Origin of the sequence: Streptomyces sp. NBC_01334 (assembly GCF_035983595.1) — a bacterium.
Classification (GTDB): domain Bacteria; phylum Actinomycetota; class Actinomycetes; order Streptomycetales; family Streptomycetaceae; genus Streptomyces; species Streptomyces coriariae.
Map to the genome: position 1 here is coordinate 3,290,250 of NZ_CP130718.1, position 15,627 is coordinate 3,305,876.

The window sequence follows — 15,627 nt, forward strand, 5'->3', positions numbered from 1 at the left end:
TCCACCCGCCCTGCGCCGAGCCGACCGTCCGCGCGGTGCGGTGGGTGCGGTGGGTGCGGTGGGTGCGGTGGGTGCGGTGGGTGCGGTGGGGTGGGTGCGGTGGGGTGCAGTGCCGGGCTGATCGCCCGCGCCGCACCCCGCCACCCCGTGCCGGGTGGACCGCCCGCCTTCGCCCGGCCGCCCGCCGGGTCCGGGTTCAGCCCGCGAACGCCGGTTGTGGCAGTCCCTTGCCGGCCCTCGGTATCACCAGCAACGAACCGGCCACCGGGTGCGGTGACTTCAGGCCCACCCGGGCGGTGGTGATGTACAGGTCGGTCAGGTCGGCCCCGCCGAACGCGCAGGCCGTGACCCTCGGGGTCGGGAGGGGGAGCACCCGGTCCAGATCGCCCGCCGGGGTGTAGCGGCGTACCGCTCCCCCGTCCCACAGCGCCACCCACACGCAGCCGTCGGCGTCGACCGTGAGGCCGTCGGGGAAGCCTGCGCCGTCCTCGATCTCGACGAAAGCGCGGCGGTCGCTCACCCGCCCGTCCGCCGAGTACGCGAAGACGTCGACCCGGCGCGTCGGCGAGTCGATGTAGTACATCAGCGTCCCGTCCGGGCTCCAGCCGGTGCCGTTGCTGACCGTCACGTCGTCGAGGACCGGCTCGGGCGGGCCGTCGCCGGTGACCCGGGACAGGGTGCCGCCGCCCGGGGCCTCGTCGTAGCGCATGGTGCCCGCCCAGAGGGAGCCGTCGGGTGCGACGGCGGCGTCGTTGGCTCGGCGGCCGGGGACCGGCTCGTGGTGCAGCCAGCGAAAGCTGTCGTCCGGGTCGAGGAGGCCCACGCCGTCCCGGAGGTTGAGAACCAGGCCGCCCCCGGCGCGCGGCTTGGCCGCGCCCACGTGCTGGTCGGTCGCCCGGACCGTGCGGCGGCCGGTCGAGGGGTCGTAGCCGTGCAGGCGGGAGCCGAGTATGTCCAGCCAGAGCAGCCGGCCGGTGACCGGGTCCCAGGTCGGCCCCTCGCCGAGGGTGGCCTCGGCCCGTACGGCCACCTCGTACGACGACGTCATGCCACGCTCCGGTAGCCCAGCAGCTCGGACAGCTCGGCGGCGCCCTTCGCGGCGAGCTGCTCCAGTTCCACCCGGCGCTCGTCGCTCCAGCGGATCATCGGCACGGAGATGGACAGGGCGGCGACGACCTGGCCCGTGCGGTCGCGCACCGGCGCCGCCACACAGCTGACGTCCGGGTTGGACTCGCGGCTCTCCACCGCGACACCCCGCTCCCGGATCTCCGCCAGCGCCGCACGCAGGGCGCCGGGCTCGGTGATGCTGTTCGGGGTCATCCGGATCAGGTCGGCGTCGTCGGGGATGCGCGCGCTGAGCTCCGGCTCGGAGAGCGAGGCAAGGAGCATCTTGCCGACGGACGTGCAGTGGGCCGGAAGACGACGGCCGGCGGCCGACACCATCCGGACCGCGTGCGTGGAGTCGACCTTGGCGATGTAGATGACGTCCGTGCCCTCCAGGATGGCCACGTGGACCGTCTCGTCACACGTCTCAGCGACGGAGCGCGCGACCTGCTGACCCTCGGCGGCGAGGTCGAGCTGCTCGGCGTAGCGGCTGCCGAGCTGGTACGGACGTACGCCGAGGCGGTAGCGTCCGGGCTGTCCCGGTACGGCCACGATGTACGACCGTGCCGAGAGTGTGGTCACCAATTCGTGCACGGTGGTGCGCGGAAGCTGGAGCTTGCGCACTATGTCGGGGGCGGAGAGCGAACCGTCCCCGTCGAGGAAGAGCTCGAGAATGTCGAGAGCTCGGGTCACGGCAGGTACGAGGCGTCCCACAACCGGCCCCCTCCCTTAGGTAGTCGTCTCAGTGCCTGTGTTCGAGATTTCAACAGGCGATCGGCATGACGAACACAGGCTGTCATACGGCGTTGCGCCGGGCAATGGTCGGGAAACGCACAGTGGCCCGGGACGGGGCGCCGGGTGGGCCAGGATGGGGAGCATGCCGACCCAGAAACGCCTCACCGGCTCGTTCACGGCGCTAGATTTCCAACAGGTCCTGCTGCGCCGCATGGCCGATCACAACCCTGACCTGGTGGAGGACGCCCGCCATGCGCTGGGCGTCTCCCTCGCACAGACGCGGGAGGCCAACAAGCGTTGGCAGGCGATGCTCCACTCCCCGCACGCCCGGGGCTCGCTGGCGCGCTACCGCTCGGTCCTCGGCGAACCGGAGTCCCGGGCGCCTCGCCGCGTAGGGGACCTCGACTGCGAGGCCTGGCTCTGGCCGCTGCCCCTCTGGCCCGACCTGCGCTTCGAGGTGCTCCTCGCGCCGAACGGCGGCGTCTGGAACGAGTGGCTGGTCCGCGCCCCGGGAGCCACGCCGCCGCGCCTGACGAGCCTCGACGACCTCACCCCCTGGTCCTGCACGGTCGACGAGGCCGCGCGCGCCTTCGCCCCGGCCCGCCCGCTGGAGGGCACCGCCCCCACCCGCTGGGGGCTGGCCTTCACGGCCCCGGACGGCTGGGGCGTACGACGGGAGGTCGTCGCCGAGTTCACCTGGGGGCTGCTGCAACGGACGGGCATCCGGGAGTAGCGGCGGGCCGGTGGTGGCGCGGGAGCGGGGGCGGTCAGGGGGTGGCGGCCGCCGCGAGGATCGCCGCCACGACGGTCGGCACCGACTCCGGGTGCAGGAACAGGAACAGGTTCGGCTCGACCAGTTCCAGCTCCATCACGCGCGGCTCCCCGTCGTCGCCGTCCACGAGGTCGACCCGGGCGTAGAGCAGCTCCGGCGCGTCCGGAACGGCGGCCAGGGCACGTTCGGCGACGGCCAGCTCGGCCGGGGTCGGGGTCCAGGGCTCCAGACCGGGGTGGGCGACCTTGTCCGCGTCGAAGGCGGTGCCGGGGGCCAGTACGGCCCGCTTGCGGCTGGCGTGCAGCAGGCGCCCGCCGAAGAACTGAAGGGCCCGCTCCCCGCCGGTGTCGATGCTCCGCATGTACGGCTGCACCATCGCCGTCAGCCCTTCGGCGTGCATCCGCGCGAGGTGCCGTACGGCCGCCTCGTGCTGGTCGGGCGTGTAGCGGGCGGCGTACCGCGCGCCGGCGCCGGAGGTGGGCTTGACGACGTACTCGTGGTCGCCCGGCAGCCCCGCGGGGGCGTCGGCGTCGCCCGGGGCGAGATAGCGGGTGGGGACCGTGGGCACCCCGGCCGCCGCGAGCTCCCCGATGTACCGCTTGTCGGTGTTCCAGCGCACGACGGACACCGGGTTGGCCAGCCGCGTCAGCTTGCCGCACCGCTCCGCCCAGGCCGTGAACTCGGCGGCACGCCAGCTGTAGTCCCAGGTCGAGCGGATGACGGCGAGGTCGTAGGAGGCCCAGTCGACGTCGGCGTCGTCCCAGCACACGACGTCCGCCTCGGCACCGGCAGCCGCCAGCGCCGCCCGCAGTCCGGGAAGGTCGCGGTCCTTGCTCGGCTCCGGCCGGGGGTCGTAGGTGACGAGGGCGACTCGGGGCACGGCGGGACTCCGTTCTCGTACATCTGCACATCCGTACGTCTGCACGTCTGGATTCGTACGTCTGTGTAACCTCCGCAGGTTAACGGCCGTCCCCGCGACCGGGACAACCGGTTTGACCTTCCCCCTCGGGCAAGCCCCGGCATCGGTGGCGGGAACACGAAAGTGGCAGCGGCAGCGACGGGGAGACCGGCATGGGCACACGGACGCTGACGATCGGCGCCTTCGCGCGGGCCTGCCGGCTGTCGCCGAAGGCACTGCGTCTGTACGACGAGCCGGACCTGCTGCGGCCCGCCCGGGTCGACCCGGACACCGGGTACCGCCACTACGCGGTGGAGCAGCTGGAACAGGCCCGGCTCGTGGCGTGGCTGCGACGCCTCGGCATGCCGCCGGCCCCGGACGCCGCCGTGCACGCGCTGGTGAGCGCCGCGAACGGCGCCGGCGGGCCGGACAACGTCAGTTGCGTCGTCGCGGACGTGGTGGAGGGGGCACCCTGACAGGTGGCGGCGAGGCGAGTGGGGTAGGAACGGCTGTGTTGTGTCCCGCAGCCACTCAAGGAGTCCGTTCCGTGTCCTCTCTCTTCCCGGCCCTGACGGACGACCCGTCCGGGCGCCCCGCCCTGCGGTTCGGCGAGCGTTCCCTGACGTACGCGCAGCTCGCCTCGGCGGCCGGTGCCGTCGGTGCGCGGGTGCGGGAGGAGGGGAGGGTCGCCGTGTGGGCGACCCCGTCGCTGGAGACCGCCGTCGCGGTGGTGGGCGCCCTGCTCGCCGGGGTGGCCGCCGTGCCGCTGAACCCGAAGTCGGGCGACAAGGAGCTCGGGCACATCCTGGGCGACAGCGCGCCGCGGGTGGTACTGGCGGCCCCCGGCGACGAACTTCCCGCCGCGCTGCGGGAGCTCCGACGGATCGATGTCGGGGTGGAAGTCGACGCCGCCGCCGACGCCGACGTGCGGGGTGTCGGCACGCCCGTGGCGGGCGTGGCGCCCGTGGGTGACGAGGACCCCGCCCTCGTCGTCTACACCTCCGGCACCACCGGGCCGCCCAAGGGCGCGGTGATCCCGCGTCGGGCGATCGCCACGACCCTGGACGCGCTCGCCGACGCCTGGCAGTGGACCGGGGAGGACGTCCTCGTGCACGGGCTGCCGCTGTTCCATGTGCACGGGCTGGTGCTGGGGATCCTCGGGCCGCTGCGGCGCGGCGGGTCGGTACGGCATCTCGGGAGGTTCGGCACGGAGGGCGTGACGCGGGAGCTGAGCACCGGGGCGAGCATGCTCTTCGGGGTGCCGACGATGTACCACCGCATCGCCGAGGCGCTGCCCGACGACCCCGCACTGGCCAAGGCGCTCGCCGGGGCGCGGCTGCTGGTGTCCGGTTCGGCCGCGCTGCCCGTGCACGACCACGAGCGGATCGCGGCCGCGACCGGGCGGCGGGTGATCGAGCGGTACGGGATGACGGAGACGCTGATGAACACCAGCGTCCGGGCGGACGGGGAGGCGCGGGCGGGGACCGTCGGGGTGCCCCTGCCCGGCGTGGAGCTGCGGCTGGTGGACGAGGACGGGTCGGCCGTCGAGGCGTACGACGGGGAGAGCGTCGGCGAGATCCAGGTACGCGGGCCGAATCTGTTCACCGAGTACCTCAACCGGCCCGACGCGACCGCCGCCGCCTACACCTCCGACGGCTGGTTCCGCACGGGTGATGTGGCCGTGCGCGACCCCGACGGCTATGTCCGGATCGTCGGACGCAAGGCGACCGACCTCATCAAGAGCGGCGGGTACAAGATCGGGGCCGGTGAGATCGAGAACGCGCTGCTGGAGCATCCGGGGGTGCGCGAGGCCGCCGTCACCGGGGAGCCGGACGCGGACCTCGGGGAGCGGATCGTCGCGTGGGTCGTGCCGACGGATCCCGAAGCCCGGCCGTCCGAGGGCGAGTTGGCCGACCACGTGGCCCGTCGGCTGGCGCCGCACAAGCGGCCTCGCGTGGTGCGCTATCTCGACGCGCTGCCCCGCAACGACATGGGGAAGATCATGAAGCGGGCGCTGCCGTCATGACGGCGCGGCGGGCGGGCGCGCGCGAGGTCGTCGCCCTCGTCGCCGACGACTTCACCCGCTTCCCCGAGCCGCCCGGCGGGCAGCGGGCGTCCGCTCCCGACGGGCCCCTCGGCTGGCCCGGCTACGACGCCTCGCGCGAGCGCGCCGCCCGGCGCACCGGTGAGTCGGAGTCCGTCGTCTGCGGCACGGGGAGCGTCGGGGGCACCCGGGCCGTGCTGATCGCCTTCGAGTTCGGATTCCTGGGCGGATCGCTGGGCGAGCGCACCGGTGACCGGCTTGAGGCGGCGTACACGTTCGCCCGTGAACACCGGCTGCCGGTCGTGCCGTTGGTCGCCACGGGCGGCAGCCGGATGCAGGAAGGCATGCTCGCCCTCACCCAACTCCAGCGGGTGGCGCGGCAGTCGGCGCTCACCCGGGAGGCCGGGCTGCCGCAGATCGCGGTCCTGCGGGACCCGACGACCGGCGGCGGCTGGGCCACCCTGGGCGCGGGCGCCGACGTGGTGCTCGTGCTGCCGGACGCCCAGGTCGGCTTCGCGGGCTCACGGGTCCGGCCGCCGGACGCCGACCCGGCCGCCTATACGGCCGAGGCGCAGGTCGCGGCCGGAGCGGCCGACGCGGTCGTGCCCCCGGCGGAACTACGGGAGGTGCTGGGCCGATGGCTGCGTCTGCTGACCGACGGAACACCGCGAGCGCATCGTCCGGCCGAGACCCCCGGCACCCCCGACGAGCCGGGCACCACGCGGGACGCCGTGCCCCCCGGGTCCGGGCTCCGGCCGAAACCGCATCGCGAGGCCGCAGCGGTACCGGCCGAGAACCACGACACCCCCGGCGGACCGGCCGCCGGCGGGACAGGCGCCGTACCCGGCACGGGCGGCACCCCGACCCAGCCACCGCCGGGGTCGCTTCGCGAACCCGCGCCCGTTCCCGTCGCTCTCGGGCTCGTGGATCTGCCTCGTACCGGGTGGGAGGCGGTTCGGCGGGCTCGGGCGGCGGAACGGCCGCGCGCCCGCGCCTACTTGGACTCCTACTTCAGCCGACGGCTCGCGATCTCCGGGGACCGGTGCGGCGGGGTCGACCCGGACGGGATGCTGTGCGGCTTCGGCGTCCACCGGGGCCGTACGGTCGCCTACGCCGCCCAGACCGGGGCGGCCACCCGGCCCGCCGGGTACCGCACGGCCGCCCGGCTGATCCGCCTCGCGGACCGGCTCGGCATCCCGGTGCTGACGCTGGTGGACACCCCGGGTGCGGCCAACGACGCCGAGGCCGAACGGCAGGGGGCCGGCGCGGCGATCGCGGAGCTGTTCGGCGTGGTCGCCACCGCCCGCACGCCGATCACCACACTGGTCATCGGCGAGGGCGGTTCCGGCGGCGCGCTGGCGCTGGCCGCGCCCGGCCGCACCTGGGCCACCCCGGACAGCTACTTCTCGGTCATCGCACCGGAGTCGGCTGCGGCGATCCTCAAGCGGCCCCCGGAGGAGGTGGAGGCGACGGCCGATCAACTCCGGATCCGACCGCAGGACTTGGCGGAGCTGGGGGTGATCCGGATCACGGAGGCGCGCTGAACGCAGGACAATCTCCAGTACCGTCCGTGACAATGGATGCGCGCAGAGCCGCAGGACCACATGGGTGAGGAGTTACGGGGGCACCGTGGACGGACTGGTGGAGTTCAGGACCGACGACGGCGCCGTGGTCGCCGTCGAGGCGGTCACGGAGGGGCGGCCCGGTTCCCGGCTGGTGGCCCGCGACGGGACGGTCCAGGCGGCCCGCACCTTCGAGGGCGCCCTGGAGGGCGTGCGCGCGGCCGCCGAGTCCGCGCTGCGGGTGTTCCGCGACGGGACGTTGCGGCCCGACGGGGTGGAGATCGAGTTCGGGGTGAAGCTGTCGGCGGAGACCGGCGCGATCATCGCCAAGGGCACGGCTGAGGGCCACCTCGTCGTGCGGCTGACCTGGTCGCCTCCCTCCCCCGCCGCATGAACAGCGCCGAATGGCACGCCCGGATCGAGAGCGCGGGCCAGGTGGCGGGCGCGGGCTTCCTCGTCACCCCGCGCCGGGTGCTGACCTGCGCCCATGTCGTGGCGCAGGCCGACCCGGACGCCCTGACGGTGACGTTCACCGAACGCCCCGGCGCCCCCGCCGTACCGGCGCGGGTGGTCGCCGACGGCGGCTGGGGCGGCGGCACCACCGACCTCGGCGACCTGGCCGTCCTGGAGCTGGCGCACGAGGTCCCGGTCGCCCCGGCCGCGCTGGCCCCCGTGGACGCCGCCCACGACCGGCGGCCCGACCGGCCCCGCAAGCTCGTCGTCTACGGCTTCCCGGTCGGCTTCGACGAGGGCACCCTCGCCGAATACCGCATCACTGCCACGCAGTTGCTCAACCGCGAGTGGATCCAGCTGGAGGCCTGGCAGCCCGGCGGCCAGCCGCTCGCCCCCGGGTTCAGCGGCGCCGCGGTCACCCTGGCGGACACCGGTGAGGTCGTCGGCATGGTCACCGCGGCCGCCGGCGACCGGGGTGTGCACAACGGGCGGATGATGCCCACCGAGGTCATGGCCCGCTACTGGCCCGACCTGGAGGGCCTCGTCCCCACCTCCGACCACCGCAGCGCCGACCGTGCCCGGCTGCGCGCACTGGTCGAACGCGCCGTGCGCGCGGGCCTGGACGGCGATCCGGGGCGTCGCGTGCGGCTCTACGAGTCCGCCCGGGGCCCGCTGGACCCGGACGCCCCCGAGGAGGGGTTCGACTCGCTGTGGTCGGCGGCCCTGTTCGTGCTGTGCGAGGTCGACGGCGACGACGCGGCGGCCACCGTCGCCCGCTTCACCGCCCATGTGGAGGCCCTGTTCCAGGCCCCCGTCGAGACGGCCGCCGAGACGGCCGCCGCACCCGACTGGTCTCCCATCCTCGTCGACCTCCAGCACAGCGGCGCGGGCGACGGACACGTCCGCGTCGAGGTGTCCGCGTACAGCGGGGGCCGCCGGCATCCGGTCGGCTCCGGCACCGTCCCGCAGGCCGGGCTGCGCGCCTTCGTGCAGGACCGGATCGAGGCCGCCTTCCGGTATCTGACGCCCGGCTGCGACGAGTTGCTCGCGTTCGCGCTGCCCCGCGACTGGATCGACCTGCCCGTCGACCGCTGGGCGAGCACGCCCGACGACGACACCCCGCTGGGCTGTGTGTATCCGCTCGTCGTCACCGACCAGGCGCGCCGCAGGGCGGGTGTCCGGCACCAGCTGACCCGGGTGTGGAACCGGCTCGACGCGGCGCCCGGCGCCCGGGTGCACCGGGTCGAGTGCGGCAGCCCCGAGGAACCCCGCCGGCTCAGGGTGCGGCTGCGCCAGGACGACGCCTGTCTCGCCGGCTTCGCGACCGCCCCGGCCGCGTCCCACACCCGCCCGCACTTCGACACCTCGCTCAACGCGCCCGCGCCGATGGTCATCTGGTCCCGCGAGGGCTGCGCCGGCGGTCCCGACGCGTCCTGCGCCGGCGGGGACGGCTGCGCGGGCAAGACCTTCCTGGACGAGCTCGACACCTGTGTGTCCGGTGTGTCGCCCGCCGAACTCCCGCGCCGGGTACTGGCGCTGCGCGAGGAGGCCGACGCGGAGGACGGCCACTGGGCGCACGACATCCAGCTGTTGTGGGACGACCCACGCCTCTTCGCCGACCCGCACGGCGACGCGGCCGGCCACCCCCACTCCCCCGTGACCTGAGCCGCGTCCGCCCCGTCCCCACAACCGAGCCACGAGTCACACGAGCCCCACGAGTCACACCAGAGTTTCGGAGAACCATGCCGCACTGGTCCGTCTACACCGGGAACAGCGAGCCGCACGACGGCATCGACCGGCTGCCCGAGCCGCCGCCCTGGCGGGCGTTCGACGGCGAACCCGTCGTGCCGCCGCCCCGGGACGCCGACGACGAGGCGGCCGTCTCCCCCGACCGCGTCCACCGCGCCCGCTCGTACGTCGCCACCCCGGAGAGCGTCGAACTCGTCAACGCGGCCCTGGTGCTCCGCCGCCCGCTGCTGGTCACCGGTCCGCCCGGCACCGGCAAGTCCTCCCTGGCGTACGCGGTGGCCCGCGAGCTGGGTCTCGGCCCGGTGCTGCGCTGGAACATCACCAGCCGCTCCACGCTGGCCGACGGCCTCTACCAGTACGACCCGCTGTCCCGGCTGTACGCGGCCCGGCAGGCGGCGTGGCGCGAACGCGACGGGGACGCCGGGGGCGGGGTCGAGGACCATCTGCGCCTCGGTCCGCTGGGCACGGCCCTGCTGCCCTACGAACGCCCCCGCGCGCTCCTCGTCGACGAGATCGACAAGAGCGACCTCGACCTGCCCAACGACCTGCTGAACGTCCTGGAGGAGGGGCAGTACGAGATCCCCGAACTCATGCGCGCGGCCCGGCACTCCGCCGAGGACGTCACCGCCGGGGTGCTGGCCGACGGCTCGGACGACCCGGTCGCCGTCACCCGGGGCCGGATCCGCTGCCGCGCCTTCCCGTTCGTCGTCCTGACCAGCAACGGCGAGCGTGAGTTCCCGCCCGCCTTCCTGCGCCGCTGTGTCCGGCTGAAGCTGCGCCGCCCCGGCCGCGAACAGCTCACCGAGATCGTCCGGGCCCACCTCGACACCCCGCCTGGCGAGGCGGAACACCTCATCGACCGCTTCCTGACCCGCGCCGCCGACGGCGAACTCGCCACCGACCAGTTGCTGAACGCGCTCTACCTCACCGGAGTCGCCGGTCTGGACGCCGACTCCCGCGACGCACTGGCGGAGCGACTGATGCCGTACCTCAGCGCCACGGCGGACGGCGATGGCTTCTGAGGAGACACCGGGGGGTGACATGTCCGCCCTGGACCGGCTGACCGCACTGCTCACGGCAGCGGCGGACACCACGCCCACCCCTCGTGAGCTGGCCGAACTGCTGTGGCTCGCAGGGCTGTCGAGCGATCCGGAGGAGGCATCGGAGCGGACAGAGCCGGCCGGGCCGGACGCGGCGGACGCGCGGACCGAGCGGGACACCGGCGGTACGCCCGACGCGGTGGCCGGCGGCAGGCCCGCCCGCGCGGACGCCGACCGTACGGCGGGGAGTACGTCGCCGAGGTCCGCGCCCGCCGACCCCGCCGACCGAGTCTCGCTCCACCTCCCCACGCCCGCGCCCGCCGCCGATTCCGGTGACGGCTCGGGCGGGGGCAGCGCCGGGAGCCGTCCCGTCCTCGCGCCCGCGCCTCCGATGCTCCCGCACCCCCTCGCCCTTCAGCGGGCCCTGCGCCCGCTGAAGCGCACGGTGCCCTCGGCGCGGGCCCGTCTCCTCGACGGGCGGGCGACGGCCGACCGCATCGCCCGGCTGGGTGCCCACCCGGACGTCTGGCTGCCCGTACTGCGTCCCGCGCGCGACCGCTGGCTGCGTCTCAACCTCGTCCACGACACCGGCCCGACGATGCCGGTCTGGCGGCCCCTCGTCCGTGAACTGCACACCGTCCTCGCCCAGTCGGGCGTCTTCCGCACGGTCACCCCGCACCCGGCCACGCCCGACGGCGAGGCCCGGCAGGTTCCGCACCCGGCGGACGGCCGGACGGTCACCCTGATCGTGAGCGACTGCATGGGCCCGCAGTGGCGCCCGGGACCGGCTGGCGAGCGTTGGTACCGGACCCTGCGGCACTGGGCGACCCGGATGCCGCTGGCCGTCGTCCAGCCGCTCCCGGAGCATCTGTGGCCCACGACTGCCCTCCCGGCCGAGCCGGGTCTGCTCTTCTCCGCGACCCGCGCGGCTCCGCTCTCCGCGCTCACGTTCACCCCCTACGACCCGGAGACCGCGCCCCGGCCCGGCGCGGCCCTCCCGATCCCCGTGCTGGAGCCGGGCGCGCCCTGGCTGGCCAACTGGGCGGCGCTGGTCGCGAGTCCGGGCGGCGCGCGCACCCCGGGTGCGGTGGCCTGGCTGCCACCGGCGCCCGTCCCGCCCGGGACCGCCGGGCCGGAGGCCGCCGACCCGGCCACCCTGCCCGCCCAGGACCTGGTGCTGCGCTTCCGCGCCACCGCCTCCCGGGAGGCGTTCCGGCTGGCCGGCCATCTGGCCCTGGCCGTCCCCTCGGTTCCGGTGATGCGCCTCGTCCAACGCGCGGTGAACCGCGACCCGCGCCCCCAGCACCTGGCCGAGGTGATCCTCAGCGGCATGCTGACCACCGTCCCGGGTCCCCCCGGCTCGTACGACTTCCGCCCCGGCGTACGCGACCTGCTGCTGCGCACCCTGCCGCGCACGACACGCGGCCGGACCCGCGAACTCCTGGACCGGATCGGCGGGTTGATCGACGAGCGCGCGGGTCTCACGACGGGCGAGTTCCGCGCGGAGACGGGCGGGACCGACAGCACGGCCGGTGCGTTCGCGACGGTGAGCGCGGAAACCGTACGCAGACTGGGCGGAAGCGTCGAGGCCCCAGCGCCGCAGCCCGAAGCCCCGACCGACGCCCGGCCGACCCTCCTGCCCGACGAACTCCGGCCGAGGCACGCACGGTTGACGCCCGACGGCCACGAGACCGATCGGACCGCACCCGAACACCGGGAGGCCGGCACACCGGTGACCGAACCGCCGGGGACCGAGCCGCCGATGACCGGCACAGGCACGCGGCCTGCCCTTCTCTTCGAGGCTGCCGCCGACCTCACCGCGCGCCCCGAAGCTCGTATCACCCTCGAATACGCCGTCCACGAAGTCCTCGCCCGTGGCGATCTCACGCCTCAGCAGTACGAGGTCCGTGTCCGCCCGAACGGGTACGTCGTGCGGATCCAGCCCGAGGCGTATCTGCTCCCGGTGCTCGCCGCCGCCCTGCGCGGGCTCCCCGGTCCGCTCGCCGAGCTGGCCGAACCGCCGCGTCTGCGGGTGACGTTCCAGGACGGGCCCGAGACCCCCGCGGCCCCGCACGGTGCCGCCCCCGTCCTCCTCACCGTCCCCCCGGCTCTCTACGCGGCCTTCGCCGACAGCTCCGCCGCCTCCGGGCCGCACCGCTTCCGGCCCCTGTTCGGCGACGCCCCGGACGCCCCGCCGCTCGCCTGGTACTGCCCGCTGCCGCCGGAGGAGAGCGCGGGGGACGCGGCGGACGCGGCGGACGGGCGGAACGACGTCCGGGAGCCGGTGCGCGGGCCCTTCCTCACCCGTGACCTGCGCCAGCTGGGCATCCCCGCGCCGGGCCGCACCGCGATCGTGCACACCCGTCCCGACAGCCCGCTCACCCTCCTCGACCCCGTCCTGCCCTACGAGGGCCGCCCGCCACGTCCGGCGACGTACTACGAGGTCGACCTGACGCCGCGGCACGCCGTCGACCGGATCTCCCTGCCGAGCTCCGGGAAGGGCGCCTTCATCGCCGCCGTCGAGCTGACCTGGCGGGTCGACGACCCGGTGGCGTTCGTGCGGGCGGAGGCCGCGGGCGTGCGCGAGCGGCTGCTGGCGCATCTGCTGGCGGCGGGCTCGCGCATCACCCGCCACCACTCCGTCCGCCGGGCGTCCGGCGCGCAGCGGGCCGTCAACTCCCAGCTCGGCAGGTGGCCGGTGCCGGGCCTGGCGGTGACCTGCGCGGTCACGCTCGCGCCGGACTACGCCCCGCCCCTCGAGGTGCGCCGGCCGACCGGCCGTTCCGGGCGCCCGCTCCAGGACCTGCTCGCCGACGCCGAGACCGTGCTGTTCGGCTTCGACGGTCCGCTGGCCCGGCTGTTCACGGCGACGACCGCGCGTGCGGCCGCCCTCGACCTGCTCGGGATCGTCGCCGAGCACCGCGACCCCGAGGACGCCCTGGCGGGCCGCCCGCTGGGCGACCCGGGCGCCGCGGGCCGGGAGCTGTTCGTGCACCCGCTGGACGTGCTGCGGGCCTTCGCCCAGGACCGGCTGGGCCCGCTGCTGCGGGACCGTCTCGACCGGCTGGAGCTGAGCGCCGTGCCGGACGCGCCCACGACGCACCACTCCGTGGTCCTCGTCCGCACCCTCCACGACACCGGGCGCCGGGTCGGGGTGGCCACGGACGTCTGCGAAGCGGCCGTCCACCGCTATCTGGAGTCCTACCGGCTTCCGCTGCCGGCCGGCGTGCACGGCCGTGACGACGACCTCGGCCGGCTCACGCCGAACCCGGACCGGCTGCTGAGCGCCCTGCGGCCGCTCGACGCGCCCGCCGCCACCGGCGTCCTGATCGGCTCGACGCTCGCCGAGCTGGCCGCCGCCCGGGCGGCGGGTCTGCGCTTTCTCGGCCTCGCGCGCAATCCCACCGTCGAGCAGGCGCTGCTCGGGGCGGGCTGTGACGCGGTGGTCCCCTCCCTCACCCCGGTGCTGGAAGCGGCCCGCGCGCTGTAGGCCGCCCGCGTCCTGTGGGCAGGCCGAACGGGGCGATGCACCGCCACGGGCGGCTGTACCGGCGAAGACCGGCACCGGGCGGGCCATGCGGCGCGCCCCGCCCGCCGACCGGCGCACCCGCTTCGGCCCGGCCGGGACCGGAGTCGGCGAAGCGGACGTACGACCCGCAGGGGATCCTCGTCCCGGGGCAGGGCATCTTCGGCTGATCCGGCCGCGCGCCTCCCCGACCTGACTGTATTTCATACTTAATTTGGACAGGTGAGACAAAACCCCCATTCGGGCGCGCCTCGCCCGGCCCACCAGAAAAGGCGGCCTCCGCCCCGCCCCCGCACTATGCGAAGGAGGCCGACCGCCCGGCGGCCCCCGCACGAGAGGCCCGCCGGCCCGGCGAGCCCCCACGGTCTGTGCTCTCGGGAGGACCTGCCATGACCGCCAGTCTGGAGCAGCTGCGCCGCTGCCACTTCGCCGTCGACCTGGGAGCGGCGCGGACGCGGGTCTACGTGAAGGGTGCCGGGCTCGTCGTCGACCAGCCGTCCGCCGCCGCGGTGAACACCCGCACCGGTGCGCTGATCGCGGTCGGCGAGTTCGCCGAGAAGATGACCGGCCGCACGCCGCACTACATCCGCGTCGTGCGCCCGGTCTCCGGCGGCACGGTCGTCGACATCGAGATGGCGCAGCGCATGCTGCGCCATCTGCTCGGCGACAAGATCCGCCGCCAGCTGCGCCGCAAGCCGTTCCTGCGCGCCGCCGCCTGCACCCCGCACGACGCCGACCCGCTCGCCCAGCGCGCCGCGATCGAGACCCTGGTGGGCCTCGGCGCCCGCCGCGTGGAACTCGTCGACACCCTGATCGCCGCCGCCGTCGGCTGCGGGCTCCCCGTCGAGCGCCCCGAGGCCACCATGATCATGGTGTGCGGGGCGGCCGCCACCCAGGTCGCCGTCCTCTCCCTCGGCTCGATCGTGACCGCCGAGCGGATCCCGGTGGGCGGTGAGGCCGTGGACCACGCGATCGTCCAGCACCTGCGCCACGAGCACGAGTTGATGCTGCCCAGCCAGTCCGTCCGGCCCCTGCAGGTCGCCCTCTCCGGCAACGGCCTCACCTCGCAGGGCCCCGCGTCCACCGAGATCCACGGCCGGGACGTCGCCACCGGTCTCGCCCGTTCCGTGCAGGTCGACACCGCGGCCGTACGGGACGCCATCGAGACCCCGCTGACCGCCGTGCTCGACGGCATCGGCAGGGTGCTGCGCGAGTGCCCGCCCGACCTGGTCGCCGACCTCGCCGACCGCGGGATCATGATGGTCGGCGGTTCCGCCCTGCTGCCGGGCTTCGACCAGATGCTGCGTCAGGCCACGGGGATGCCGGTACACATCGCGGAACGGCCCGACATCTGCGCCGCCCAGGGCCTCGGCGCCATGCTGGAGGGCAAGATCGAGCCGCTGACCCTGGACCCGCTGGGCGCCTGAGCCCGGGCACCGGCCACCGTGACCGGCCCGCCGCCCCTGCCGCGCGCCGTACTCGGTATCGGCTCCGAGCTCGAACTGCGCGCCGCCCTCCAGCGCGTCGTGGACGCCGCCGCCGAGCTGACCGGCGCCCGGTACGTGACCCTCACCACGACCGACCCGGGCCGGGAGGACCGCACCGGCGTCCACACCGCCGGTCCGTCCCGGATCCCCCACGTCCCGCAGGGGCCGGGCACGTGCGAGCTGTCGATCGACGTGGACGGCGAGCCGTTCGGCCGCCTCCCGGTGTGAGCGCGACCTGCGTCCCTTGCCACCCCAGA

General features: G+C 75.1%; 12 protein-coding genes and 1 pseudogene. 10 read left to right on the forward strand and 3 right to left on the reverse strand.

The features are described from left to right. Window positions 1–196: 196 nt before the first annotated feature. Both OG736_RS14870 and OG736_RS14875 read right to left on the reverse strand, forming a co-directional pair. On the reverse strand, window positions 197–1,048 hold the full coding sequence (locus OG736_RS14870) for an SMP-30/gluconolactonase/LRE family protein (RefSeq protein WP_327182867.1): 852 nt from the start codon (window positions 1,046–1,048) through the stop codon (window positions 197–199). Then, entirely contained in the window at window positions 1,045–1,818 is a 774-nt protein-coding gene (locus OG736_RS14875; protein ID WP_327182868.1) for an IclR family transcriptional regulator, read from the reverse strand. Before OG736_RS14875 ends, OG736_RS14870 begins: the two co-directional genes overlap by 4 nt. A gap of 163 nt (window positions 1,819–1,981) precedes the next feature. On the opposite strand from OG736_RS14875, the gene OG736_RS14880 reads away from it, so the two are divergent. Next, window positions 1,982–2,572 carry a hypothetical protein gene (locus OG736_RS14880; protein ID WP_327182869.1) on the forward strand — a complete coding sequence of 197 codons (591 nt, stop codon included), beginning with the start codon at window positions 1,982–1,984 and terminating at the stop codon, window positions 2,570–2,572. A 34-nt stretch (window positions 2,573–2,606) separates the two neighbouring features. Here OG736_RS14880 and OG736_RS14885 read toward each other — a convergent pair whose 3' ends face one another. After that, entirely contained in the window at window positions 2,607–3,491 is an 885-nt protein-coding gene (locus tag OG736_RS14885; RefSeq protein ID WP_327182870.1) for an ATP-grasp domain-containing protein, read from the reverse strand. 191 nt (window positions 3,492–3,682) lie between these two features. Here OG736_RS14885 and OG736_RS14890 point away from each other — a divergent pair. The 9 genes and pseudogenes from OG736_RS14890 to OG736_RS14930 form a co-directional block, all read left to right on the forward strand. After that, window positions 3,683–3,907 (forward strand): annotated as a pseudogene (locus OG736_RS14890) (MerR family transcriptional regulator); the annotation flags it as partial. A gap of 149 nt (window positions 3,908–4,056) precedes the next feature. After that, window positions 4,057–5,535 carry an acyl-CoA synthetase gene (locus OG736_RS14895; RefSeq protein WP_327182871.1) on the forward strand — a complete coding sequence of 493 codons (1,479 nt, stop codon included), beginning with the start codon at window positions 4,057–4,059 and terminating at the stop codon, window positions 5,533–5,535. Next, entirely contained in the window at window positions 5,532–7,097 is a 1,566-nt protein-coding gene (locus tag OG736_RS14900) for a carboxyl transferase domain-containing protein (RefSeq protein WP_327182872.1), read from the forward strand. The genes OG736_RS14895 and OG736_RS14900 overlap by 4 nt, the downstream gene beginning before the upstream one ends. An 85-nt stretch (window positions 7,098–7,182) precedes the next feature. Continuing rightward, window positions 7,183–7,509, forward strand: a complete 327-nt coding sequence (locus OG736_RS14905; RefSeq protein WP_314221655.1) for a CU044_2847 family protein — start codon at window positions 7,183–7,185, stop codon at window positions 7,507–7,509. Next, complete coding sequence (locus tag OG736_RS14910) at window positions 7,506–9,233, forward strand: VMAP-C domain-containing protein (RefSeq protein WP_327182873.1); 1,728 nt, start codon at window positions 7,506–7,508, stop codon at window positions 9,231–9,233. Before OG736_RS14905 ends, OG736_RS14910 begins: the two co-directional genes overlap by 4 nt. 77 nt (window positions 9,234–9,310) lie before the next feature. Then, a complete protein-coding gene (locus OG736_RS14915) occupies window positions 9,311–10,339 on the forward strand; it encodes an AAA family ATPase (protein WP_327182874.1) in 1,029 nt (342 codons plus the stop codon). Between the two features lie 19 nt (window positions 10,340–10,358). Continuing rightward, window positions 10,359–13,847 carry an SAV_2336 N-terminal domain-related protein gene (locus OG736_RS14920; RefSeq protein ID WP_327182875.1) on the forward strand — a complete coding sequence of 1,163 codons (3,489 nt, stop codon included), beginning with the start codon at window positions 10,359–10,361 and terminating at the stop codon, window positions 13,845–13,847. Window positions 13,848–14,272: 425 nt separating this feature from the next. Next, window positions 14,273–15,310, forward strand: coding sequence for a rod shape-determining protein (locus OG736_RS14925; RefSeq protein ID WP_327182876.1), 1,038 nt, complete (start codon window positions 14,273–14,275; stop codon window positions 15,308–15,310). 18 nt (window positions 15,311–15,328) lie between these two features. After that, entirely contained in the window at window positions 15,329–15,598 is a 270-nt protein-coding gene (locus tag OG736_RS14930) for a hypothetical protein (RefSeq protein ID WP_327182877.1), read from the forward strand. Window positions 15,599–15,627 lie beyond the last annotated feature (29 nt).

Coding starts and splice junctions, on each gene's coding strand:
- OG736_RS14880 (WP_327182869.1), top strand. CDS start 1,982: ATGCCGACCCAGAAACGCCTCACCGGCTCGTTCACGGCGCTAGATTTC.
- OG736_RS14915 (WP_327182874.1), top strand. CDS start 9,311: ATGCCGCACTGGTCCGTCTACACCGGGAACAGCGAGCCGCACGACGGC.
- OG736_RS14925 (WP_327182876.1), top strand. CDS start 14,273: ATGACCGCCAGTCTGGAGCAGCTGCGCCGCTGCCACTTCGCCGTCGAC.
- OG736_RS14910 (WP_327182873.1), top strand. CDS start 7,506: ATGAACAGCGCCGAATGGCACGCCCGGATCGAGAGCGCGGGCCAGGTG.
- OG736_RS14870 (WP_327182867.1), bottom strand. CDS start 1,048: ATGACGTCGTCGTACGAGGTGGCCGTACGGGCCGAGGCCACCCTCGGC.
- OG736_RS14920 (WP_327182875.1), top strand. CDS start 10,359: ATGTCCGCCCTGGACCGGCTGACCGCACTGCTCACGGCAGCGGCGGAC.
- OG736_RS14900 (WP_327182872.1), top strand. CDS start 5,532: ATGACGGCGCGGCGGGCGGGCGCGCGCGAGGTCGTCGCCCTCGTCGCC.